Source organism: Serratia sp. ASV30, assembly GCF_016428815.1.
In the GTDB taxonomy this organism is placed as follows: Bacteria; Pseudomonadota; Gammaproteobacteria; order Enterobacterales; family Enterobacteriaceae; genus Chania; species Chania fonticola_C.
In genome coordinates, this window is the sequence record NZ_JAELTL010000012.1 from 65,153 (window position 1) to 86,594 (window position 21,442).

Annotated in this window: 24 protein-coding genes; 11 read left to right on the top strand and 13 right to left on the bottom strand. The window is 53.4% G+C overall.

All coding sequences use genetic code 11. From position 1 onward, the window contains the following. Positions 1–96: 96 nt before the first annotated feature. Complete coding sequence (gene punR, locus JHD74_RS07700; RefSeq protein ID WP_074031395.1) at positions 97–1,041, top strand: DNA-binding transcriptional activator PunR; 945 nt, start codon at positions 97–99, stop codon at positions 1,039–1,041. Here the strand turns inward: punR and purR are convergent. Further along, positions 1,038–2,063, bottom strand: coding sequence for an HTH-type transcriptional repressor PurR (gene purR, locus JHD74_RS07705; protein WP_024529899.1), 1,026 nt, complete (start codon positions 2,061–2,063; stop codon positions 1,038–1,040). The two genes, punR and purR, sit on opposite strands and share 4 nt — an antisense overlap. A 324-nt stretch (positions 2,064–2,387) precedes the next feature. Between purR and JHD74_RS07710 the strand changes: the two genes are divergently transcribed. Beyond that, complete coding sequence (locus tag JHD74_RS07710) at positions 2,388–2,477, top strand: YnhF family membrane protein (RefSeq protein ID WP_158006235.1); 90 nt, start codon at positions 2,388–2,390, stop codon at positions 2,475–2,477. A 64-nt stretch (positions 2,478–2,541) separates the two neighbouring features. On the opposite strand, the gene sodB is transcribed toward JHD74_RS07710, so the two are convergent. Together sodB and JHD74_RS07720 are read right to left on the bottom strand one after the other, a co-directional pair. Beyond that, a complete protein-coding gene (gene sodB / locus JHD74_RS07715) occupies positions 2,542–3,120 on the bottom strand; it encodes a superoxide dismutase [Fe] (protein WP_074031396.1) in 579 nt (192 codons plus the stop codon). Between the two features lie 228 nt (positions 3,121–3,348). Beyond that, positions 3,349–4,164: a C40 family peptidase gene (locus tag JHD74_RS07720; RefSeq protein ID WP_024529900.1), complete on the bottom strand. Its 816-nt coding sequence runs from the start codon at positions 4,162–4,164 to the stop codon at positions 3,349–3,351. A 409-nt stretch (positions 4,165–4,573) separates the two neighbouring features. On the opposite strand from JHD74_RS07720, the gene JHD74_RS07725 reads away from it, so the two are divergent. Continuing rightward, positions 4,574–4,921 (top strand): Grx4 family monothiol glutaredoxin, encoded by a 348-nt coding sequence (locus JHD74_RS07725; protein ID WP_172413932.1) that lies wholly within the window; start codon positions 4,574–4,576, stop codon positions 4,919–4,921. Between the two features lie 85 nt (positions 4,922–5,006). Here JHD74_RS07725 and rnt read toward each other — a convergent pair whose 3' ends face one another. From rnt to JHD74_RS07755, 6 genes are all read right to left on the bottom strand, one after another. Next, the gene (gene rnt, locus JHD74_RS07730; RefSeq protein ID WP_021178094.1) at positions 5,007–5,687 is read right to left on the bottom strand and encodes a ribonuclease T; all 681 of its coding nucleotides are present in this window, start codon (positions 5,685–5,687) and stop codon (positions 5,007–5,009) included. Between the two features lie 69 nt (positions 5,688–5,756). Beyond that, on the bottom strand, positions 5,757–6,164 hold the full coding sequence (gloA, locus tag JHD74_RS07735; protein WP_024529901.1) for a lactoylglutathione lyase: 408 nt from the start codon (positions 6,162–6,164) through the stop codon (positions 5,757–5,759). Positions 6,165–6,493: 329 nt separating this feature from the next. Then, the gene (locus JHD74_RS07740) at positions 6,494–7,591 is read right to left on the bottom strand and encodes an alkene reductase (protein ID WP_024529902.1); all 1,098 of its coding nucleotides are present in this window, start codon (positions 7,589–7,591) and stop codon (positions 6,494–6,496) included. An 81-nt stretch (positions 7,592–7,672) separates the two neighbouring features. Next, complete coding sequence (locus tag JHD74_RS07745; RefSeq protein ID WP_029711408.1) at positions 7,673–8,278, bottom strand: TetR/AcrR family transcriptional regulator; 606 nt, start codon at positions 8,276–8,278, stop codon at positions 7,673–7,675. Between the two features lie 226 nt (positions 8,279–8,504). Next, positions 8,505–10,139 carry a phosphoethanolamine transferase EptA gene (gene eptA, locus JHD74_RS07750; protein ID WP_199062314.1) on the bottom strand — a complete coding sequence of 545 codons (1,635 nt, stop codon included), beginning with the start codon at positions 10,137–10,139 and terminating at the stop codon, positions 8,505–8,507. A gap of 111 nt (positions 10,140–10,250) precedes the next feature. Next, on the bottom strand, positions 10,251–10,892 hold the full coding sequence (locus tag JHD74_RS07755) for an NAD(P)-dependent oxidoreductase (protein WP_024529905.1): 642 nt from the start codon (positions 10,890–10,892) through the stop codon (positions 10,251–10,253). A gap of 138 nt (positions 10,893–11,030) precedes the next feature. Between JHD74_RS07755 and JHD74_RS07760 the strand changes: the two genes are divergently transcribed. The 4 genes from JHD74_RS07760 (at position 11,031) to sodC (ending at position 14,266) form a co-directional block, all read left to right on the top strand. Continuing rightward, positions 11,031–11,960: a LysR substrate-binding domain-containing protein gene (locus JHD74_RS07760; RefSeq protein ID WP_199062316.1), complete on the top strand. Its 930-nt coding sequence runs from the start codon at positions 11,031–11,033 to the stop codon at positions 11,958–11,960. Positions 11,961–11,981: 21 nt separating this feature from the next. After that, entirely contained in the window at positions 11,982–12,221 is a 240-nt protein-coding gene (locus JHD74_RS07765; protein WP_021804547.1) for a DUF1289 domain-containing protein, read from the top strand. A 108-nt stretch (positions 12,222–12,329) separates the two neighbouring features. Next, positions 12,330–13,226 (top strand): aldo/keto reductase family oxidoreductase, encoded by an 897-nt coding sequence (locus JHD74_RS07770; protein ID WP_024529907.1) that lies wholly within the window; start codon positions 12,330–12,332, stop codon positions 13,224–13,226. Positions 13,227–13,741: 515 nt separating this feature from the next. Next, a complete protein-coding gene (gene sodC, locus JHD74_RS07775) occupies positions 13,742–14,266 on the top strand; it encodes a superoxide dismutase family protein (protein ID WP_024529909.1) in 525 nt (174 codons plus the stop codon). Positions 14,267–14,280: 14 nt separating this feature from the next. Here sodC and JHD74_RS07780 read toward each other — a convergent pair whose 3' ends face one another. Genes JHD74_RS07780 through JHD74_RS26585 form a run of 3 tightly spaced genes read right to left on the bottom strand, consistent with a single transcriptional unit; the run spans position 14,281 to position 17,415 of the window. Continuing rightward, entirely contained in the window at positions 14,281–16,308 is a 2,028-nt protein-coding gene (locus JHD74_RS07780; protein WP_199062318.1) for an FUSC family protein, read from the bottom strand. Between the two features lie 3 nt (positions 16,309–16,311). After that, on the bottom strand, positions 16,312–17,175 hold the full coding sequence (locus JHD74_RS07785) for an HlyD family secretion protein (RefSeq protein WP_024529911.1): 864 nt from the start codon (positions 17,173–17,175) through the stop codon (positions 16,312–16,314). A 3-nt stretch (positions 17,176–17,178) separates the two neighbouring features. Beyond that, a complete protein-coding gene (locus JHD74_RS26585; protein WP_024486868.1) occupies positions 17,179–17,415 on the bottom strand; it encodes a DUF1656 domain-containing protein in 237 nt (78 codons plus the stop codon). A 179-nt stretch (positions 17,416–17,594) separates the two neighbouring features. Here JHD74_RS26585 and slyA point away from each other — a divergent pair, with 179 nt between their 5' ends. After that, positions 17,595–18,029 carry a transcriptional regulator SlyA gene (slyA, locus tag JHD74_RS07795; RefSeq protein ID WP_021178082.1) on the top strand — a complete coding sequence of 145 codons (435 nt, stop codon included), beginning with the start codon at positions 17,595–17,597 and terminating at the stop codon, positions 18,027–18,029. A 90-nt stretch (positions 18,030–18,119) separates the two neighbouring features. Here the strand turns inward: slyA and JHD74_RS07800 are convergent, their stop codons facing one another. After that, on the bottom strand, positions 18,120–18,584 hold the full coding sequence (locus tag JHD74_RS07800; protein ID WP_021178081.1) for a glycine zipper 2TM domain-containing protein: 465 nt from the start codon (positions 18,582–18,584) through the stop codon (positions 18,120–18,122). A 366-nt stretch (positions 18,585–18,950) separates the two neighbouring features. Between JHD74_RS07800 and anmK the strand changes: the two genes are divergently transcribed. From anmK to pdxH, 3 genes are all read left to right on the top strand, one after another. Then, positions 18,951–20,072 (top strand): anhydro-N-acetylmuramic acid kinase, encoded by a 1,122-nt coding sequence (anmK, locus tag JHD74_RS07805; RefSeq protein WP_024529912.1) that lies wholly within the window; start codon positions 18,951–18,953, stop codon positions 20,070–20,072. A 44-nt stretch (positions 20,073–20,116) separates the two neighbouring features. Then, positions 20,117–20,434 (top strand): MliC family protein, encoded by a 318-nt coding sequence (locus tag JHD74_RS07810; protein ID WP_065686122.1) that lies wholly within the window; start codon positions 20,117–20,119, stop codon positions 20,432–20,434. Between the two features lie 232 nt (positions 20,435–20,666). Continuing rightward, positions 20,667–21,320 carry a pyridoxamine 5'-phosphate oxidase gene (pdxH, locus tag JHD74_RS07815; RefSeq protein ID WP_199062320.1) on the top strand — a complete coding sequence of 218 codons (654 nt, stop codon included), beginning with the start codon at positions 20,667–20,669 and terminating at the stop codon, positions 21,318–21,320. Positions 21,321–21,442: the final 122 nt, after the last annotated feature.

Below are 21,442 nucleotides of genomic sequence, written 5' to 3' on the forward strand. Positions count from 1 at the left end.
CAGGTTTTGAAGCGCCGGCAAGTGTATACGGCTGGATCTCTGCTTGTGAAACGGTAATATTTGCAAGGTGCTGTTAAAAAATTTGAAGGCAAGCTTATGTGGTCTGAATATTCACTCGATGTGGTAGATGCGGTAGCACGGACCGGCAGTTTCAGCGCGGCGGCACAGGAGCTGCACCGTGTTCCTTCTGCGGTGAGCTATACGGTGCGCCAATTGGAGCAATGGCTGGCGGTGCCACTGTTTGAACGCCGTCACCGGGATGTGGAACTGACGCCTGCGGGGGCGCTGTTTATTAAAGAAGCGCGGGTTGTTATCAAAAAAATGCTTGATACCCGACGACAGTGTCAGCAAGTGGCCAACGGTTGGCGCGGGCAATTGCGGATTGCGGTCGATCTGATCGTCAAACCCCAGCGCAGCCGCCAATTGGTGCTGGATTTTTATCGCCATTTCCCCGATGTGGAACTGATGGTGCAGCCTGAAGTATTTAACGGCGTATGGGATGCACTGGTCGATGGCCGCGCGGAGATGGCCATCGGCGCAACGCGGGCGGTGCCAGTGGGCGGTGGTTTTGCCTTTCGCGATATGGGCTTTATGAATTGGCTCTGCGTAGTCCATGCCAAGCATCCGCTGGCCGCCATGCAAGGAAAACTGCGCGACGATCAGCTACGGCCTTATCCCTCGTTGCTGTTGGAGGATACTTCGCGCAATTTACCCAAGCGGGTGACCTGGTCGCTGGACAACCAGCGGCGGCTGACCGTGCCGGACTGGGTTTCGGCGGTAGATTGTTTGCGTGCCGGGCTGTGTGTGGGCATGGTGCCCGCGCATCGGGTATTGCCGTTGGTACAAAGTGGCGAACTGGTGGTGTTGCCACTGCATGAGCCTTTCCCACCCAGCGCCTGCTGCCTGACCTGGCAGCAAAACGCCCAGTCGCCGGCCATGGCCTGGCTGTTGGATTATCTGGGCGATAGCGAAACGCTCAATCAGGAATGGCTCAGTGAAGAGGAGCCGGGGGCAGTTCACATGCGCCCCAACATGAGTTAACGGCGGTAATCGACAAAAGGACCATCGGCAACTGAGCGGCGCTCGATAAGTTTTGGATGTACTTCAATCACCTGCGACTCTTCACGCTTGCTGATGATGCGATCCAACAGCATGGTAAAGGCCATCTCACCCAGGCGCTCTTTCGGCTGGTGAATGGTGGTCAGCGCTGGGGTGAAGTAGCGGGCATTACGCACGTTGTCGTAGCCAATGACAGAAATATCCTGTGGTACACGCAACCCCAGCTCATCGGCGGCGCAGATCGCCCCCATGGCCATAATATCACCGCCACAGAAAACGGCGGTGGGGCGATGCTTTTGCGACAGGATCTGATGCATGGCTTTGTAGCCAGATTCGGGCTCGAAATCCCCCTGCACGACCCATTCTTCGCGCACTTCGATGTTGGCTTCCTTCATGGCCTTCAGAAAGCCCTGATGGCGACCCCCACCAGTATTACGTGCCAGTTGACCCGGAATGGCACCGATGTCCCGGTGGCCACGCTCGATCAGGTAGCGGCCTGCCAGGTAGCCGCCCTCGAAGGCATTGTCGATAATGGTATCGGTGAAGTCTCCGCGCGCGGTACCCCAATCCATCACCACCATGGGAATATTACGGTAATCTTCCAGCATGCCCAGTAGCTGATCAGGATATTCTGAGCACATCACCAGCAGGCCATCGACACGTTTTTGCGCCAACATCGCCAGATAGGCTTGCTGTTTATCCAGATTATTGTGCGAGTTACACAAGATCAGGGTATAGCCTTTGCTGTAGCAGCTGTTTTCTACCGCTTCGATCACTTCGGCAAAATAGGGAGCCTCGCTCGAGGTGGCGAGCAAACCGATCGATTTAGTATGGTTGACCTTGAGGCTGCGGGCCACGGCGCTGGGTGAATAGTGCAGCTCTTTGATAGCGGCCCAAACGGCCGTTTTGGTATCTTCGGCGACGAAACGCGTTTTATTGATAACGTGCGAAACGGTAGTGGTAGAAACGCCAGCGCGTTTGGCCACATCTTTAATCGTTGCCATGTAAAAAATGACTCCTAAACCCACATGTTACAGCATGTAAGTATGATGTTAATCGTTTGCCTGCGTAGATCCTTCCCCAGATAAGCGAAAACTGAGTTTTTAGTGCTGAAGTCGTAAATCGCTTGAACAGGGAGGGGCAGTTTATCGGTACGCAGTTGTGAACTGCGGATTTTGTCGCAAATTGAAGAAAAGTGGAAGAGCTAATCGGTAATTATCAGTGGGGAAATCAAAACAAGATTTTAATCACGGACTGTGGGAAAATGATTTGACGTATAAACTGTGTGGCTTATGCTCTGGAAAAGCCAATCTGAGAGGGAGTTGTATATGGATACCAATTTGAAGATGTCATTACTCACCACCGTGGGTGCTTTGGCAATGATTATTGCTTTCAGTTTTATTGCCGCATTGAACTGATCCGCAGCAGAAAAACAAAGGCGCAGCTTGATGCTGCGCCTTATTATTAGCTAGCCACCCGCCGTTAAGCCAGGTTTTCTGCCACGAACGCCCAGTTCACCAACGCCCAGAAGTTTTCCAGGTACTTTGGCCGCGCATTGCGGTAGTCGATATAGTAAGCATGTTCCCACACGTCAACGGTCAATAGCGGAACGTCTGCGCCCGTCAGCGGGGTTGCCGCGTTCGAGGTGCTGACGATTGCCAGACTGCCGTCCGCTTTTTTCACCAGCCAGGTCCAGCCAGCGCCGAAGTTTTTCACGGCGGCATCGGTGAACTGCTCTTTGAAGGCGGCGAAAGAGCCGAATGACTTATTGATGGCCTCCGCCACTGCGCCTGTTGGTTCGCCACCACCTTGCGGTGACAAGCAGTGCCAATAGAAGGTGTGGTTCCAGACTTGAGCTGCGTTGTTGAACACCCCACCGGTGGCGGTCTTGACGATCTCGACCAGGGATTTGCCTTCGAACTCGCTGCCTTTCACCAGGTTGTTCAGGTTAACCACGTAGGTGTTATGGTGCTTGCCATAGTGGTATTCCAGCGTTTCTGCGGAAATGTGCGGTTCGAGAGCGTTTTTCTCATATGGTAATGCAGGTAATTCAAACGACATTGCTTTCTCCTTTTATAGACAATACGTCTCTCCGACACTGTGGGCCTTGGTGGCCGAGGGCGAAAAAACGCGATTGCACCACTTTTGTTATGGTTATTAATCTTAACAACTTTCCGAGCGAAAAGAACATCCAAAGTGTGCCAAGTGACTGATTGATTGAAGTCGCAGCGGCTTTTTGTTTTTTGGGAGAGGAGTGCACGGCTGAGCATTAGGCTCAGCCGTGCCAAGTCAACGAATGGTGGTTGGGGTCACTACGCGGCGGGCGCCAATATAATGGTTCTGCCAATAGTCATTATCCAACTGACTGATGCGAATTTCTTCACCGGTACGCGGTGACTGGATGAACTTGCCGTTACCAAGATAGACACCAACGTGATCGGCTGTGCCACGGTTATTGATACGGAAGAACACCAGATCGCCCATCTCAAGCTCATTGCGCTTGATCGGCGCAGCGTCTCGGAGGTGGTACATTTCGTTGGCGGTACGCGGCATTTTGATTTTGACAACGTCTTTGTACGCGTAATAAATCAGCCCACTACAGTCGAAGCCCGTACCGGGTGAAGATCCACCCCAACGGTAGGGTTTACCCATTTGCCCCATCAGCTTGGCCATTGCGGTCTGCTTGGCGTGCTGATAGCGTTTTTTGTGGGCGGCAGAAAGTTTCAGAGGCTTTTCGTGGCCAGCCAATTTTGCTGTGGCCTTGCCTTCCTCACGATGGCGACCATAACCTTTTTTATAGCCTTTCTTAGGCGGGGTGACTTTGACCTTGGCCGTTTTGGTTACCTGGTTTTTGGTTTTAACGCTGGTGGTTTTTTTTGCGTTCTTTAAGGTTGCTTGTTTGTTTTTTAGCGTTTTCGGAGGGGTGGCTGCCTTCACTTTTTTATTGGCTTTCTCCGCTTTCTTTTTTTTGCGGTCGTCTGGCCGGGCTTCATTAACGTGACTCTTGCGCTGCTCGGCAGAAACACGTGCCTGTGGCGCAGCGTGCGCCAAATTGAAGAAGAGCTGCGTAAATAGCAGCACAAAAAGTGTAATAATTAACCGCATATCGACGTTACCAACCTTGGCTCCGAAACAGAAATCGAATGAGTCACAGTATTCCCGAAATTCACCCTATAAAACAGCGTGGATCTCATAAATACTAATTCATATTGTGAGAAAACGTTAATGGCATTTTTATTGTTGCAAAATCAAGCGTCTAGTGGCTAAAAAAGCGACATGGATCATGCGGTTGGCTTATTGCTCGCGGCATTGGGCTGCGCAAATATAATAGTGAAACGTCCGGGTTAAAAATGTTATTCTGGGGCCATGTTTTAACCAGCTCGGTGTGACCGCAGCGTTTGCTAAGGCAATCAGAGAATGTCCCTGCAAAAGATGGCGTTTTCTTGGCACCGGTCCTGCCGCTACAATAGACAATGTGATGCATGTTGTGGCCATGATGTGGCTTGAGGAAGCAATAATGACGACGATTGAAAAAATTCAGCAGCAAATTTCTGCTAACCCGATCCTGCTGTATATGAAGGGCTCACCGAAATTGCCAAGCTGCGGTTTCTCTGCTCAGGCCGTGCAGGCGCTTTCTGCCTGTGGCGAACGCTTTGCCTATGTTGATATTCTGCAAAACCCGGATATTCGCGCCGAGCTGCCAAAATACGCCAACTGGCCAACCTTCCCACAGCTGTGGGTCGATGGTGAACTGGTTGGCGGCTGCGATATCATCATCGAGATGTACCAGCGTGGTGAACTGCAGCCGTTGATCAAAGAAACGGCCGAGAAATATAAAGATCAGGAAGACCAACAGCCTTAATGGCCTAGGGGTTTACCAGATAAAATCGGGCGGCACCTTTAACAGTGCCGCCCGATTTTTTTATGTCTGTCAGTTTGCCAGCAAGCTATTGCGATTCAACGTTGGCAATCGGCCAGCCACCGAGACGTTTCCAGCGATTGACCAGTTCACAGAATAGCTGGGCGGTTTGCTGAGTATCATAAAGTGCTGAGTGCGCCTGGCTGCTATCAAACGGCATGCCGGCGGCAATACAGGCTTTAGCCAGCACCGTCTGCCCCAATACCAGCCCGCTAAGCGCTGCGGTATCAAAGGTGGCGAACGGGTGGAACGGGTTGCGCTTCAGGCTGGCACGCTCGGCGGCGGCCATCAGGAAACTGTGATCAAAGTTGGCATTATGCGCCACGATGATTGCCCGGTTACAGCCCTGATCCTTAATGCCTTTACGCACTGCTTTGAAAATCGCATGCAGCGCATCATATTCACTCACTGCGCCACGCAGTGGATTATGTGGATCGATACCGTTGAAGGCCAGCGCTTCCGGTTGCAGGTTTGCCCCTTCAAACGGCTCTACATGAAAATGCAGCGTTTCATCTTGCTGTAACCAGCCATTTTCATCCATTTTCAGCGTGACGGCGGCAATCTCTAGCAGCGCATCGGTCTGAGCATGAAACCCGGCGGTTTCCACATCAATAACAACGGGATAAAACCCACGGAAACGGCCACTCAGGGCGTTAAGATCACTTTTTTCGGCCATCAGTTTCTTATCTTTAGCGAATTCAGCGCGCATTATGACAAATTTCTTGTCTTGGTGCAGCGGAGATAGAAAGCAGGGCGCATGGAGCGCCCTGGAGAAACCTCAGTTACCGAGGCCGTGACCTGCGTGCTTGTTCTCGATCAGTTCGATCTTGTAGCCGTCCGGATCTTCGACGAAGGCAATCACGGTGGTACCGCCCTTGACTGGGCCGGCTTCGCGGGTGACTTTGCCACCGGCCTGACGGATGTTGTCGCAGGTAGCGGCTACATCATCGACGCCCAGCGCCAGATGACCAAAAGCGGAGCCCATCTCGTAGCTGTCGACGCCCCAGTTATAGGTCAGTTCGATGACCGAGCCTTCGCTTTCATCGCTATAACCCACGAAGGCCAGCGAGTATTTGTACTCGGTGTTTTCGCTGGTACGCAGTAAGCGCATGCCTAATACCTTGGTATAGAAGTCGATGGAGCGTTGCAGATCGCCGACACGGAGCATGGTATGGAGTAAGCGCATAATTTCCTCTGATTGGATATGCCGCGGCTGACGGCAGGTGACTTGAACAGCGTCAGACAGTATAGCCTTGTCGCATAAGGCAATTCAACGCATGTGGTAGGTGATGGTATAGGTGACGTTGTCACAAATAAATATGGCTGCGGATAATAGTACGGCAGGCGGGGGCCAGACAGAACGCCGACACGCCGTGGATCCATCCATGGAGGCTCGTATCGCGCGTCCATGCGCTCAACGGTCGGCTAACCTGTATGGCTCCCACCCACCTCAACCTGAGGTGTCGCGGTATTTAGCGCACCTAATTAGCTGAGTGCAAAGTCAATTTAATTCACTTACAGGGTCGGGTAGTCGGTATAACCCTCGGCACCCCCGCCGTAGAAGAAATCGGCACGCTGCTCGTTGAGCGGAGCCTGTTGTTTAAAGCGCTCCACCAGATCTGGGTTGGCGATATAGCTACGGCCAAAGGCGACGGCATCAATAAAGCCTTGGGCGATCAGCTCTTCCGCTTTCTCCGCCGTATAGGCACCCGCGCCAATAATCACGCCTTGGAAGTGTGCTCTTACTGCATCGCGGAACGCGGTTGAGTAAGGCTTGCCACCGGCCCAATCCGGCTCGGAAATATGCAGGTAGGCGATACCGCGCTTGTTCAACTCTTCGATCAGATACAACGCCGCTTCTTCCTGATCTTCGCCGTTGTCCAAGCCATTGAACGGGCCTAACGGCGAGATACGGATACCAACGCGATCGGCACCGATTTCGGCAATGCTGGCATCGACCACTTCCAGCGTCAGACGGGTACGGTTTTCAATGCTGCCACCGTATTGGTCGGTACGCTGGTTGGATGCCGGAGACATAAACTGGTGCAGCAGGTAACCATGCGCGGCGTGCAGTTCAATATAGTCAAAACCGGCTTCACGCGAGTTGGCCGCTGCCTGACGGAAATCGCTGACGATCCCCGGAATTTCGTTGGTTTCCAACGCGCGCGGGGTAGAGGTTGGCACACGGACCCAGGCACCGGTTTCATCACGTACCGTGGTGCGGGTTTCGGCATTGATCGCTGAAGGCGCGACGGGAGCCTGCTGGCCCGGCTGCAAGCTGGAGTGTGAGATACGCCCTACGTGCCAAAGCTGCACAGCGATATGACCCTGTTTGTCATGTACTGCCTGGGTGATTTTTTTCCACGCGGCGATTTGTTCTGGGGTATGCAGACCGGGTGCTCCGGCATAACCTTTCGCCTGGAAAGAAATCTGGGTGGCTTCGGTGATCAGCAGGCCAGCGCTGGCACGCTGCGCATAGTATTCCGCCATCAGCGGCGTTGGGATGTCACCTGGCTCGATGCTGCGCAGACGAGTCAGCGGAGCCATGAACACACGGTTGGGCAGGGTGGTGTGGCCAACTTTGAGCGGAGAGAACAATTTTTCAATCTTCATAGTGCATCCTATAGTATTAGACCAGTCGACTAGTGATGGTGAACAATTTCGCTAACATGTTTTTCGGGTAAAAAATGGGGGTTATGGTTGCGCTGGACGCAACAGTAATTCGATACTTTCCAGCGCACAAGTCAGCGGGGCGACCGAGTGGCGGATTTTAGCCCGCAACGATGCGCCCAACCACAGCGAGTACAGCGTTTCCGCCGTGGCCGCCGGGCTCATAGTGATAGACAGTGAACCTTCACGGATGCCGCGTTCGATCGCGTCTTGCAGATGACCGATCACGCGGCTGGTGCCCGCTTCCAACGCATGGCGCATAGGTTCAGAAAGATCGCTGACCTCTGCGGAGAGTTTCACTGCCAGGCAAGCATTATGGCACTCACTACGGCAGTGGAAGCTGATGGCCTGGGCGTAATAACTTAATAACTGATTACGCGCATCGCTACGGGAGTCGGCAAACAGCGCCTGCATTTGAGCGTCATAATGGGCAAAATAGCGTTGCAACATCGCTTCGCCAAAAGCTTCCTTCGAGCGAAAATAGTGATAGAACGATCCTTTGGGCACGCCAGCGGTAGCGAGCAACTCACTGAGGCCCATGCCGGTAAAACCAAGGCGTAGGCTGAGCGTTTCGCCGGTAGCGAGCAGATGTTCTCGGGTATCCCCGTTGCAATTCGTCTGTTTTGTCATAATGGAAATGAGAATAATAGACCGATTGGTCTAGGTCAAGTCGCAGATAAAAAAAACGGATAAAAATTTTGGCCCATACGGCAAGCATTGCAGCCTGCTTAGCCTCTGTAGCGGACCTGCTCACGCCATCACACCTAAGGGGCGCCGCATGCTGCGCCCGAAAAGCGCTCGTCTAGCTGCATGCGGTGTCCGTTTATAACTATTGTGCCAGAGGGAGCGGCTAAGGTTAAGCCTTGCGACAGCGCTGCAGAATATCCAGGTCAGGCTGATACTGCCGTGTCTGCACGTTTACCATCCCCAACAGGGTGTGGAACAGATTATCCTGTGAAACTTTTTCGGTATCCGCCAGAGATTGCAGACATTGACGGTTGATGCCGAAATTGCGTTCATAATCGGCCGACATCCACATCAGGAAAGGCACCTGGGTCTGCTGAGAAGGCGCGAACATATAAGGCGTACCGTGCAGGTACATGCCATTCTCCCCGAGCGATTCACCGTGATCGGAAAGATAGACCATTGCCGTATTGAATTTGCTGCTGTATTGCTGCAACAGCTTGATGGTGCTGTCCAGCATGGCGTCGGTGTACAGTAGTGAATTGTCGTAGGTATTCACCAGTTGCTCGTGGGTACAGTCCTGGATTTGGTTGCTGTCACAGGTCGGTGAGAACTGACGTAATTCTGGCGTACTGCGGCGATAGTAGGCCGGGCCGTGGCTCCCCATCTGATGCAGTACGATCACACCGTCCCCTTTCAGGCCGTTGATATAATCGTCCAGTTTGTGCAGCAGCACGCTATCCATGCAGACATCGCCATCGCAATACTGTGAAAGCTTCAGCCTGGTCATGTCGATATGTGGGATGCGATCGCAGGCCCCCTTACAACCGCCGTCATTTTCGCGCCACAGCAGGTTGACTCCGGCATGTGCCATCACGTCCAGCATGCCTTCCTGATGAGCGGCCAAGGTGGCATCGTAATCGCTGCGTCGCATGTTCGAGAACATGCAGGGCACGGAGATAGCCGTTTCGGTACCACAGGAACTGGCATTTTTGAAATAAACCACATGGTCCTGCTTCAAGCGGGGATTGGTCTCGCGTGAGTAACCACCTAGCGAAAAATTCTCTGCCCGCGCGGTTTCGCCGACCACCAGGATCACCAGGGTCTTTTTGGCCTGGCTGCTGATCACCGGGCCTAAATGGGCATCTTCACCAATCTTGACCAGCGGCAGATTTTGGTGGAAATAGCGGTGTTGAGCGTACTTGATGGTGCCAGCCACAAAATTGCTTGGGGTGAGCATTTTCACCACGCTTTTATTGTTGCGGATTAGCGAGGCGTAATCTTTGTAGAATAACGCCGCAACCAACAGGATCACCACCACGGAAAGCATCACGTTGGCCGCGCGCAGGCCAATCATGTACCACCAAGGACGGGTTTTATTGATGCGCACCAAGCACACGAAAACGGCAGGCAAGATGCCCAGCAATAGCAGCCATAACCCCATACGAGGGGTGAGCAACGCCGTTGCTTCCTGCGCGTTGGTCTCGAAGGCGTTCTGCATCATATTGCCGTCAATCACCACACCATAGCTGAACATAAAATAGTTGGCCGCCGCGCTGCCGAGCAGCAACAGAATAACCAGGGGTTTACGAAGGAACGGAATGGTTAATACGCTGAAGATAATATTCAGGGCACAGAAAATAACCACCGGCATAGTCGCCGCAAAAATGACGCTATGTACGCTATCAAAATTGATATATGACCAGGCCTGGTGAATAAATAGCAGGTTCTGGAAAACTGTGAAAAATAGGGCGCAAGCCAGGATAAAACCCAAGCTGTTGCATTGTAATGATTGACGTAAGCGCATTGCCAAATCTGGATCCTGCTATTAGGTAATGCGCTGAAATTTACCAGAGGAAACTTAAGATAACCTTAGACGTAGTGAGCGGCTGCAACGATTACAGCCGCTGGCGGATAATTAATAGGCCGCGGTAAACTGTGCCTTGATGAACTGCGGTTTTTCAACCTCATCGATAATGGCAACCGCGAGGTCTTCTACCGAAATATTGGCCGGAGCTTCACCCTTCATCAGCAATTGCGTCGTGCCCAAACGGAACTGGCCGGTACGCTTGCCGGGTTCCAGCAACGCGGCAGGGGAAAGGTAGGTCCAATCCAGCTGGGTTTCTTTTTTCAACGCATTACGTAAATCCCGTACCGCTTGGGCCCCTGGACGAATATTTTCCGGGAACTGCGGGGTATCAACCAGCTCAACTCCCGGAGCCACTTCCAGGCTACCGGCACCGCCAACGTACAGCAGGCGTTTAACCGCGGATTGTTTTACCGCTGCCAGGATTTGTTGGGCACCTTTAGCGGTTTTCTCATACAGATCCGCCTCCGCCCAACCAGGGTTGTAGGCGCTGATCACGACATCATGGCCAGCTAACTGTTGTGCCAACCACGGGCCATCGGCCACGTCACCCAGGGCGACGGTGAGATTGGCATTATCCGGCAGATCTTTTTTCTGACGGGCGATGGCGGTTACTTGCAGGCCGCGGGCCAAAGCTTCATCCACTACGCGACGGCCAACAAAACCGGTTGCTCCAATAATGGCGACTTTCATGAGGTCTCTCCTGTGAAATGTTTTTTAGCGGGTTGCCGTACCACTCAGTGGCGGCGCAGTAGAAATACTATAAGCCTTAACAATGCGGCTGATTAGTGCCATATTTATGCTTTCTTGATTAAGTAAAACTTCATAATCATGGATAAACTGAATCGAATGGCGGTATTCGCCACCGTGGTGGCCGAGGGGTCCTTTGTTGCGGCGGCCCGTCGACTAGAGATGACGCCCTCTGCGGTCAGCCAGCATATGAGGTCGTTAGAAAAGTCGTTGGGCGTGGCGTTATTGCATCGCTCCACTCGCCGCCTGGCACTAACCGATGCGGGGGAAGCCTTCTACCCAGGTTGCGAAGCCATGTTGCAGGAAGCACAGCGCGCGGAGCAGCGGCTGGCGGAGCTGCGGGATACGCTGGTGGGCGAACTACGCATTGCCACCACCGTCGGGATCGGTAGCGGCCCCTTGGCGGAGGCCTTGGCTCCCTTGCTGCTGGCACACCCAAAGCTGACGCTGCGTATTCTGGCCGATGACCAGGTGGTGGATATGATCGAGCAGCGGGTAGATATCTCGCTGCGCGTAAATCTGCAACTGGCAGATACCAACCTGATTGCTCACCCGCTGACCGCCTGGCCCATGGTGCTCTGTGCCGCGCCGCGCTATCTTAGCCAGCATGGCGTACCAGAAACGCCTCAGGAGCTGGTGCAACACCGCTGGATCACCGGCAGTGGTCACGGGTTACATCTCGATTTGCATCACCATACGGGCGAAACATTCAAACTACGCCTGGCGGCGGGGCAGGTTGTCAGCGGTAGCATGAACGTGATCCGGGCCTTTACCCGCAATGGCTTGGGGATTTCCGGCCAACCGCTGTATGAAATTGGTGATGAACTGCGCCGGGGGGAATTAATCGCCCTGTTACCGCAGTGGCGGCCAGCGCCATATCGGCTGCATGCGTTGACTCTGGAGCGGGTTCTGCCGGAGAAAACGCGCCAGGCGCTGCACTATTTGCGAGAATATTTTCGCCGTCATGGGGAAAAGCCACTTGCCAATGGCCCCGATGACGTCTTCAATTAGCATGACAACGCAGGAGGACGTGTGGCGCAGCAACTCGAGTTCTTTGACATCCCAAGCCCGTGCCGTGGTATTTGCCAGGCCGATGAGCGCGGCTATTGTCGTGGTTGCCTGCGCAGCCGCGAGGAGCGCTTTGGCTGGATGCAAATGAACGATGTCCAGAAAAAGGACGTTCTGCGCCTGTGTCGCCAGCGTTACCTGCGCTCACTGCGTACCGGCAAGCAGCCAGAAGAGATCCCGCCAGAGCAGCCCTCGCTGTTTTAACTTTATTGCTCATTTTTTCGATCCGCCGCACGTTAAGGCCACTTTTGCGTTTCCTACGGCTTGGGCGCTTGTGTATGCTGGCGTTAACTATTGTCATGAGGTTTAACAATGCTGAATCGTATTAAGCTGGCACCACTTGGGCCCGAGTTCTCACGCATGATTTGCGGCTACTGGCGTTTGATGGAGTGGGGCATGTCACCGCAGCAGTTGCTGACGTTTATCAAGCAACACGTTGAGTTGGGGGTGACCACGGCGGACCACGCGGATATTTATGGTGGTTATGCCTGCGAGCAGGCTTTTGGCGAGGCTATCAAGCTACAGCCTTCGGTGCGTCAGGGGATGGAACTGGTGTCGAAGTGCGGCATCGCCACCACCGCCAAGCCGGGTAACCCAATTGGGCATTACATCACCGATCGCGAGCATATTGTGCACAGCGCAGAGCAGTCATTATCGCACCTGCATACGGACTACCTGGATTTATTGTTGATCCATCGTCCCGATCCGTTGATGGAAGCCGACGAGGTAGCAGAGGCCTTTGTGGCGCTGCATAAAAGCGGTAAGGTGCGCCATTTCGGCGTTTCGAACTTTACGCCAGCACAGTTTTCCTTATTGCAGTCACGTCTGCCGTTCTCTCTGGTGACCAACCAGATCGAAATTTCCCCGATCTATCAGCCAGCGATCCTCGACGGCACCTTGGACCAATGCCAGCAACTGCGTATCAAACCGATGGCCTGGTCTTGTCTGGGGGGCGGGCGGCTATTCAGCGACGCTGAGTTCCAGCCGCTACGTGATGAACTGCAAACGGTGGCACAAGAAATTGGTGCCGAAACCATTGAGCAGGTGGTGTATGCCTGGGTAATGCGTCTGCCTTCGGCACCGCTGCCAATCATCGGCTCCGGCAAGATCGAGCGCGTACGTTCGGCCCTGAAGGCGCAAGAGCTGACCTTGAGCCGCCAGCAGTGGTTCCGCATTCGTAAAGCGGCACTGGGTTACGACGTACCTTAAGTTGAGTTGCAAAGGCTGGCATTGTGCCAGCCTTTGCAACTACTTCATCTGGATAACGCTGAAGGTTTCGTTTTTATACGCTAAGGCGACAACTTGCATCCCTTGGCTTGGCTGCCATGAGGAATCTGGCAACCGTTTGTTAAAGAACGCATTCAGTATTAAAGGGTGGGTGAAGACGAACACTTTGCCCTGGCTAAATTCATATTTTTGACCGATAGCGGACAAGAACTTATCCAAACGATAGGCGGCGATTTCGCCATTTTCGCCTTCATCTGGAGCAACAAAGCGGATCAGGTTATTGGCCGAGAACAGGTTCCTCGCCCCAACTCGCTGCTATAAGCCGCGATAAATCGGGTGGATTGTAGTGTGCGGTGTAATTGCTGTAACGGGAGGAAGGTCACAAAATATTATAACCAGCTCACTGGTGGTTCTGATTAATGGCTAATTGCAACTGTGACAAAATCAATTCGGTATATACTCCCTAAGGACTATAACTATCGCATGGAGATTGAGTGATGAAACGTTATTGGTGTGCGGCATTGGGGTTGATGGCCTGCGGCGTTGCCCAGGCGGCAACGGTTGATGTCGAAATGAATCTGGTGACCGGCCAGGGAATTGGTCAGGACATTGGTAAAATCACAATTAGCGAAACGCCTTACGGCCTGTTGTTCACCCCGCAGTTGAAAGCTTTGCCTGCTGGTGTGCACGGTTTTCACGTTCATGAGAAAGGCAGTTGTGAACCGGGTATAAAAGAAGGCAAGGCGGTAGCCGCATTGGCTGCGGGTGGCCACTTTGATCCTGCAAAAACCGGCAAGCATCTCGGGCCTTATGATGCCAACGGGCATTTAGGCGATTTGCCAGCAATCTATGTCACGGCGGACGGTATGGCTGACACCCAGGTCCTGGCTCCGCGCTTGAAGAAAATCAGCGAAATCGAAGGCAAGGCGCTGATGGTACACGCCGGGGGGGATAACCACTCCGATCAACCCAAACCTCTGGGTGGTGGTGGCGATCGCTTCGCCTGTGGCGTAATCAAATAAATCAGCCGCCCGCGTCAGCCTGGCGTGGGCGCTGTTACCGCTTCCGGTGGAATGATCGCCTGCTGTAACTGCTGCAGTGAGCAGTACAGTCGCCAAATCAAGCCCGCCAAATCACGCGCAGCCTGTTCTGGATGCTGGGCAAGCGCGTTACTCATACGCTGCAACTCCTGCAAGGTGGCGTCCAACGACGCATGCTGCACCCCTTTCTCAGTCATGACTCCCTTCAAACAATGAATACAGACGTCGCGCACGGCGGCCAGCGGGTCTGAACGGGTTTGCCAATCACGCAGTTGCCAAACCACGTGGCTGCAGTTCAGTAGTACTACTCCCCAGCGCAATAGCCAAGTGCGAGCCTCCTGATCCCGGCTTTGATTCAGTTGACTGATGCGGTGATAAATACGCGACTCAAACTGACTTTCGCTTTGCTGCGGTTTCTTACTCAATTGATCGATAAAATCACGGCGTAACGCGCGGATAATCCTTCGGCTTTTGAGTTTGTCCGAACTGGGCCGTAGGATTTGGAACGCCAATCCGGCCAACAGCACGCCGGCAATCTTGGCGAGACTGTCATTGATATAGCCCTGATAATCGTAGCTCGGTGGGTTGGTCACGGCGAGAAACGATCCCATAAACACGATCAACTGACCCCATAGTGGGGCGTAGGGTGGATTTTGCAGTTTCAACATCTGCATCGTGACCAGGGTCGGGAACAGGAAGGCGCAGAACACCCAGAAATCGTCAATCTGGATCATCAGGCCAAACTTCATCACAAAGCAGAAGGCAAACAGCAGGGAAACAGCCTTCAGTAAGGTGGTGATGGATTTGATCGGCGAAGGCGTAGAGGAATAGAGCACGCAACTGATGGCGATCAGCGTCAGCGCAGAGCTACCGGAGTCCCACTGGGTAGTGATCCAATAAGCGCAACCGATCAGGATGCATAAGAAAGTGCGTAGCCCGTTGTAAGCGGCCTCAACACTGTCGGTATGGCGCGCTAGTGAGGTAACTCGCGGTGGTTCGATATCGCTGACCTGGGTAGCGCTTTCCAGCCGTTGCAGCCAACGGGAACAGCGCAGATAGAGCCAGCAAAAGTGGCGCAGGCGCAGGAAGAAGGCCCGATGGCGGTAATCGGCCGGATCCTGAGGGGCGATGGCGACCAGAATATGAGCCAGCCGGTATTTATCCGTGGTGGGGTCGCGTAATTCATTCAACAATTGCTCCAACACTGCCGCCAGATTCTCCGGGCAATCTGGCCAGTTTAACAACATGCGGCGCAGGCTGGAGATGACGCTGGTGATGCGCAATTGCTGATGCAGCATGTAGTTGAGGATATTGTTTTGTCGGCGCAGCCGGTAATGGCTCCAGAAGGCCTGAATTCTCAGCAGGTTCATGGTCAGGATCTGGCCGATAACGCCCTCGTGGGAGGTACGCATCCGCAGGCTGATTTCCGGTTGCCACAGCATGGCGGCGTGTTCCAGCAGGCGTAAGTGCATGCGGCGTAGCGATACCAGCAAAGTCTCACCATCGGAAGTGCTTGGCAGGATCATCATCATCAGGCCACCGCACAGGATACCGGTGATCACCTCACATACGCGTGCCTGGGTGATATCAAAAATTTGCTGGGTGTCGGTAATATTCACCGTGCCAAACACGATGATCGCGGCGGTATAGCCCGCCAGGGCAAAGGCGTAGGAGACATTGTTCTGGTAGTGGTTGGAAATGTAGGTGCATAGCCCCAACCAACTGGCAATCGACAAGGTGAACAACCAGGGATCGTTCAGGCAACCGGCAATCAGCAGTGAAGCCATGGCACCAAGCAGACTGCCAAAAATGCGGCCAATGCTCTTGCTGATCACGCCGCCAACCGTCGGAAAACTGACGACGGCGGCGGAGGTCAGTGCCCAATAGGGCTCGTCCAGCTGTAAAACGAAGGCGACCCACAACGCCAGGCACATAGCCAGGGTGTTGCGTAGCGCATAGCGCCATTGCCCTGCGGTGGCTTTACCCCAGGGCGAGCGCTTCCATTCAAGAAAGGGCAGGTTCACACATTAATCCTGCTGATGAATTGAAATGGTGCAGGTGGTACCGGCTACCAGAGTCAGGTCGGCTGGAATATCGATCAGCTTGATGCGTACCGGCACCCGTTGTGCCAGGCGTACCCAAGGCACGTTGGGTTTCACATCCATCAGCAAATCACTGCTGCTGTCGGCGCTTTGGTCGTAAATGGCCCGGCCAATGCTTTCGACCACCCCTTGCAGCCGAATATTGCCGTTATACAACACGATATCCGCCTTGCGTCCCTCTCTGATATGTCTGAGCTTGGTCTCTTCGAAATAACCGAGCACATAGAACGAATGGGTGTCTACCAGCGCCACCAACGGCGTTCCTGCGGTGGCGTAGTTGCCGACGCGGGCCTGTAAGTTGGTGATGTAACCGTCGGTAGGGGCATAGATCCGCGTTTTGCTGAGGTTCCATTTGGCCTGTTCCAGATTGGCCTGCGCCGCCTTATACGAGGCTTTCATGGAGGCGGCGGCCAGGTTGGACTCATCCAGATCTTCCGAGGAGATGACGTTACGGGGCAGGCTGCGGCGGCGGGCTGCTTCATGATCTGCCTTGGCCATATCTGCCTGCGCTTTGGCCAGCGCCGCCTCGGCATTGTCCAACGCAATTTGGTAAGGCACGGGATCAATGCTGAAAATCAGGCTTCCCGCAGTAACGAACTGATTATCATGAACGAGTATCTTCTCTAATCTGCCAGAGACTTCCGGGGTAATATTGACGAGTTCAGCTCGAACCTTACCGTCGCGTGTCCAAGGGGATTGCATGTAGTAATTCCATAACCACCAGCCAGCACAGATCGCGATGGCGAAAACAATAACCGTCGAAAAATACTTTAATGTCTTATGCTTCATGAGTTACCAACTCGCTAGGAGCCACAGGGAACCGCTGACGGTAATGACGAAGATGGACAGATCCATCAGCATTGGGTGCCAAATATCACCGGAGTACATCCAGTCGCGTAGCAAGTGATGCACCAGCAACCAGAAGACTAAACCCAGTAAGAAAGCTTTAAATAGAGGTGGGAAATAAAGCGATGCACCTAGCACCAGATCGGGCAGTGGTGACGCAGTATGGAGCCAAGTCGTATTCACGTTAGCAATCCCGATGAGTGAATATGAAGGATGTTTGCATAGAGGATAACCAATTACCGATAAAAATGTGTCTATTTTTGCGATTTGGATTATATACATTTGTGTTTTTAATGTTAATTAACCAAAATGGGCTACACTTTGGGGAGTAATGTTAGCATGCTAACTATAAGGAGGGGGAAGTGGAATCAACGTTAGGTTCAGATTTAGCACGATTAGTTCGTGTTTGGCGTGCGCTGATCGATCATCGGCTAAAGCCGTTGGAGCTTACACAAACGCATTGGGTGACATTGCACAATATCAACCGATTACCGCCTGAACAGTCGCAAATCCAATTGGCAAAAGCGATCGGTATTGAGCAACCTTCATTGGTCCGTACCTTGGATCAACTGGAAGAAAAAGGGTTGATCACCCGTCACACCTGCGCTAACGATCGACGTGCCAAGCGCATCAAATTGACCGAGGCGGCAGAGCCGATTATTCGTGAGGTGGATAGTGTGATCACGTCAACCAGAGGCGAAATTCTCAGCGGTATCTCGGCAGAAGAAGTAAGACTTTTAGTTGGTCTGATTAGCAAGCTGGAACAGAACATCATCGAACTGCAAGAAAAACAATAAATCCAGCGACTTTTTTTATTATGCTTAGTCACAGCAACAAACAGAAACCGGAGGCCCAGGGGCCTCCGGTTTTGCATTCAGGCAAGGACGTTACAGTGGAGAAACGGTAACTGTACTGCCATTTTGCGCCATACGAACGCGCTGGCCTGGGCTGAATTTAGTCGACCCGGCTTTCTGTACCACCACGATATTTTCTTTATTATCGGTTTTGATTTCCAGCTCCCAGGCGTTGCTACGGCTAGCTGCGCTACCGACGCTGTCGCCTACCACACCACCGGCTACGGCGCCCGCTGCGGTTGCCAGGCTACGGCCAGTGCCGCCACCAATGGTATTCCCCAGGAATCCACCCAGGACTGCGCCGCCGATGGTGCCAAGCATGCTTGAGCCTTCACCGCCCTGAATTTGCACCGGGCGTACGGACACCAAGGTCCCAAAGGTCACGGTTTGTACCTGTTTGGCCTGAGAGGCGGAATAGACATCACCGGACGCGGTTTGGTTTGCACAGCCCGCCAGTGTGACTGAGGCGAGAGCGACAACAAGAAGACGCTTGATCATATAAAGCTCCTGCAGTTGGTAATCCAGATCTGGGAGATAGGCCCAAACCAAGTTCTATAAATATTACAGCAATTATGGTTGAATCGGTTTGAAATCATCCATGAGCTGCCTCTGTAATACAGCTTAGCTTTCCTCTGTTCAACCAATAATAAACGGTGGTTTAGCTTTATGACAGAACTGAAAACAAATAATCGGCGCTTTAACCCCGCGGATTGTTGAATATATAACCAATTCTCGGCATAAAATAAACAACTTCGCTCACAGGCCGTAAAAAAGACATCATAATTCATGGCGTTAATCGCACAATTCTGGTCTATTTAAAGGGTGAAAACGGTTGCAACCTGGAAAGGGTAAAGGATAGTGCTGATGAAGTCAGGCCGCTATATTGGTGTTATGTCTGGCACCAGTCTGGATGGGATCGACGTGGTGCTTGCCGCGATCGATGAACGTATGGTGGCGCAACAGGCAAGCTATAGCCACCCAATGCCGATCCAACTGAAAAAAGATATTTTGGGGATGTGCCAAGGGCAGCAGACCACGCTTTCTGCCGTAGGACGGTTGGATGCGCAGTTGGGCACGCTGTTCGGTGAAGCGGTGCAGGGGCTGTTAAAGCAGACCGGTATTCCGGCCCATGAAATCACCGCCATTGGCTGTCATGGCCAAACGGTATGGCATGAGCCGGAGGGCGAGACACGTTTTTCGATGCAGCTTGGGGACAATAACCGGGTGGCGGCATTGACCAATATCACTACCGTGGGGGATTTTCGCCGCCGTGATATGGCCTATGGTGGCCAAGGGGCGCCTTTGGTTCCCGCGTTTCATCAGGCTTTGTTGGCTCACCCGACCGAGCGCCGTATGGTGCTGAATATTGGTGGCATCGCCAACCTGTCACTGTTACTGCCCGGCGCACCGGTGCGCGGTTTTGATACCGGGCCGGGGAATATGCTGCTGGATGCGTGGGTATGGCGCCATCGCTCGAAACCTTTCGATAAAGATGGCCTTTGGGCGATGGAAGGGCGCGTTTGCTTACCGCTATTGCAGCAGATGTTGGCCGACCCTTATTTCGCCTTACCGGCACCGAAAAGTACCGGCCGAGAATATTTCAATATCAGTTGGCTGGAAAAACAGCTGGCGACGTTGCCGGGGTTAACGCCGGTGGATGTGATGAGCACGCTGGTGGAACTGACCGCCACCACCATTAGCGAGCAGGTGATGCTGGCTGGGGGCTGTGAGCGGCTGCTGGTCTGCGGTGGTGGTGCCCGTAATCCACTGTTGATGGCGAGAATGTCCGCTTTGCTGCCGGGTACCGAGGTGGCAACCACCGATCACTTTGGCGTCAGTGGAGATGACATGGAGGCGTTGGCTTTTGCCTGGCTAGCATTCCGGACCCTTTCCGGTCTGCCGGGAAATCTGCCTTCAGTTACCGGTGCCAGTTGTGAAACGCTGCTAGGTGGGATTTATCCGGTTTTGCCGTTGGGCCGCCGCTAGCTCTGTTAGGATAAGGAAAGGGTACATATCTTAAGGAGCACCTGATGAAAAAAATAGTGATGGTTGCCGGAGTTCTCGTGTTGGCGGGTTGCAGCTATGTGGTCCCACAAAAAAGCGAAACGTTGCACTATCAATGTGGAACGACGCCGCTTACCGTGGAACTCAATGGTGAAGAGAGCACGGTCAGCTTCCTGATGGACGGCGAACAACTGAAGCTGAAACAGGTGCTGGCGGCGTCCGGTGCCAAATACAGCGACGGTAAATACACCTTCTGGTCGAAAGGGCCAAACGCCTTTGTCGAGCGCAATGATAAAGTGATCATGAGCGACTGCGTGCTGGCTCAAGACGCTAACCACGCTTAATACCGCGCCATTGAAGCCTGAGGCAGGTGGGAGTTGTGCAGGTTAACCGACCGTCGAGCGCAGAGATGCGCGATACGAGCCCCCATGTATGGATTGACGGCGTGTCGGCGTTCTGCACGACCCTCACTTGTTGCACTATCGGGGCGCAGCAATTTGCTAGCAGAATGATTGAGATCCTGCTGCTACAGGCGCAGAATATGACAACGAATTTACCGCTTGGTTGCTAATCCAGATGACTGATAATAATGAGTTTGATGTGGCGGATCTGCGCCGTGAATATACCCGTGGCGGGCTACGCCGTAACGATCTGACCGCCAACCCCCTGGATTTGTTCGAACGCTGGCTCAAACAGGCTTGTGAGGCGCGTTTGGCCGATCCTACCGCCATGTGTGTCGCTACCGTGGACGAGCAGGGGCAGCCTTTCCAACGCATCGTGCTGCTAAAGCACTTCGATGATCAGGGCCTGGTGTTTTATACCAACCTGGGCAGCCGCAAAGCGCAACAGCTGGCGCAAAACCCGCATATCAGCCTGCTGTTCCCGTGGCATATGCTGGATCGCCAGGTGATCTTCCTCGGCCAGGCCGAGCGGCTATCGACGCTGGAAGTGATGAAGTATTTCAACAGTCGGCCCAAAGACAGCCAGATCGGCGCTTGGGTGTCGCAGCAGTCAACGCGCATCTCCGCTCGTGGCATCCTGGAAAGCAAATTCCTCGAACTGAAGCAAAAATTCCAGCAAGGCGAGGTGCCATTGCCCAGTTTTTGGGGTGGTTTCCGCGTGAAATTTGACTCCGTTGAGTTCTGGCAAGGGGGCGCACACCGGTTGCACGACCGTTTCCTGTATCAACGCGAGGGAAATGACTGGATAATTGACCGACTGGCACCTTGATAGACGGAAAATCCCCCTTAAGCGCTGGCACTGATGCCGCTGGCGCTTTATTCTATGCGCTACCCCGAATTTTGTGATTTTCGCCAATGGGCGAAGGCCGTGTACCGGCAAAGGTGCATTCG

What these genes read in the sequence shown, in the direction of transcription:
- eptA (WP_199062314.1), bottom strand. Translation starts at nt 10,139, where the DNA reads ATGCGCTTACGTCAATCATTACAATGCAACAGCTTGGGTTTTATCCTG.
- JHD74_RS07770 (WP_024529907.1), top strand. Translation starts at nt 12,330, where the DNA reads ATGCTGAATCGTATTAAGCTGGCACCACTTGGGCCCGAGTTCTCACGC.
- JHD74_RS07710 (WP_158006235.1), top strand. Translation starts at nt 2,388, where the DNA reads ATGGATACCAATTTGAAGATGTCATTACTCACCACCGTGGGTGCTTTG.
- anmK (WP_024529912.1), top strand. Translation starts at nt 18,951, where the DNA reads ATGAAGTCAGGCCGCTATATTGGTGTTATGTCTGGCACCAGTCTGGAT.
- JHD74_RS07810 (WP_065686122.1), top strand. Translation starts at nt 20,117, where the DNA reads ATGAAAAAAATAGTGATGGTTGCCGGAGTTCTCGTGTTGGCGGGTTGC.
- JHD74_RS07785 (WP_024529911.1), bottom strand. Translation starts at nt 17,175, where the DNA reads ATGAAGCATAAGACATTAAAGTATTTTTCGACGGTTATTGTTTTCGCC.
- JHD74_RS07800 (WP_021178081.1), bottom strand. Translation starts at nt 18,584, where the DNA reads ATGATCAAGCGTCTTCTTGTTGTCGCTCTCGCCTCAGTCACACTGGCG.
- JHD74_RS07755 (WP_024529905.1), bottom strand. Translation starts at nt 10,892, where the DNA reads ATGAAAGTCGCCATTATTGGAGCAACCGGTTTTGTTGGCCGTCGCGTA.
- gloA (WP_024529901.1), bottom strand. Translation starts at nt 6,164, where the DNA reads ATGCGCTTACTCCATACCATGCTCCGTGTCGGCGATCTGCAACGCTCC.
- JHD74_RS07720 (WP_024529900.1), bottom strand. Translation starts at nt 4,164, where the DNA reads ATGCGGTTAATTATTACACTTTTTGTGCTGCTATTTACGCAGCTCTTC.
- JHD74_RS07745 (WP_029711408.1), bottom strand. Translation starts at nt 8,278, where the DNA reads ATGACAAAACAGACGAATTGCAACGGGGATACCCGAGAACATCTGCTC.
- pdxH (WP_199062320.1), top strand. Translation starts at nt 20,667, where the DNA reads ATGACTGATAATAATGAGTTTGATGTGGCGGATCTGCGCCGTGAATAT.
- punR (WP_074031395.1), top strand. Translation starts at nt 97, where the DNA reads ATGTGGTCTGAATATTCACTCGATGTGGTAGATGCGGTAGCACGGACC.
- JHD74_RS07760 (WP_199062316.1), top strand. Translation starts at nt 11,031, where the DNA reads ATGGATAAACTGAATCGAATGGCGGTATTCGCCACCGTGGTGGCCGAG.
- rnt (WP_021178094.1), bottom strand. Translation starts at nt 5,687, where the DNA reads ATGCGCGCTGAATTCGCTAAAGATAAGAAACTGATGGCCGAAAAAAGT.
- JHD74_RS07740 (WP_024529902.1), bottom strand. Translation starts at nt 7,591, where the DNA reads ATGAAGATTGAAAAATTGTTCTCTCCGCTCAAAGTTGGCCACACCACC.
- sodC (WP_024529909.1), top strand. Translation starts at nt 13,742, where the DNA reads ATGAAACGTTATTGGTGTGCGGCATTGGGGTTGATGGCCTGCGGCGTT.
- purR (WP_024529899.1), bottom strand. Translation starts at nt 2,063, where the DNA reads ATGGCAACGATTAAAGATGTGGCCAAACGCGCTGGCGTTTCTACCACT.
- sodB (WP_074031396.1), bottom strand. Translation starts at nt 3,120, where the DNA reads ATGTCGTTTGAATTACCTGCATTACCATATGAGAAAAACGCTCTCGAA.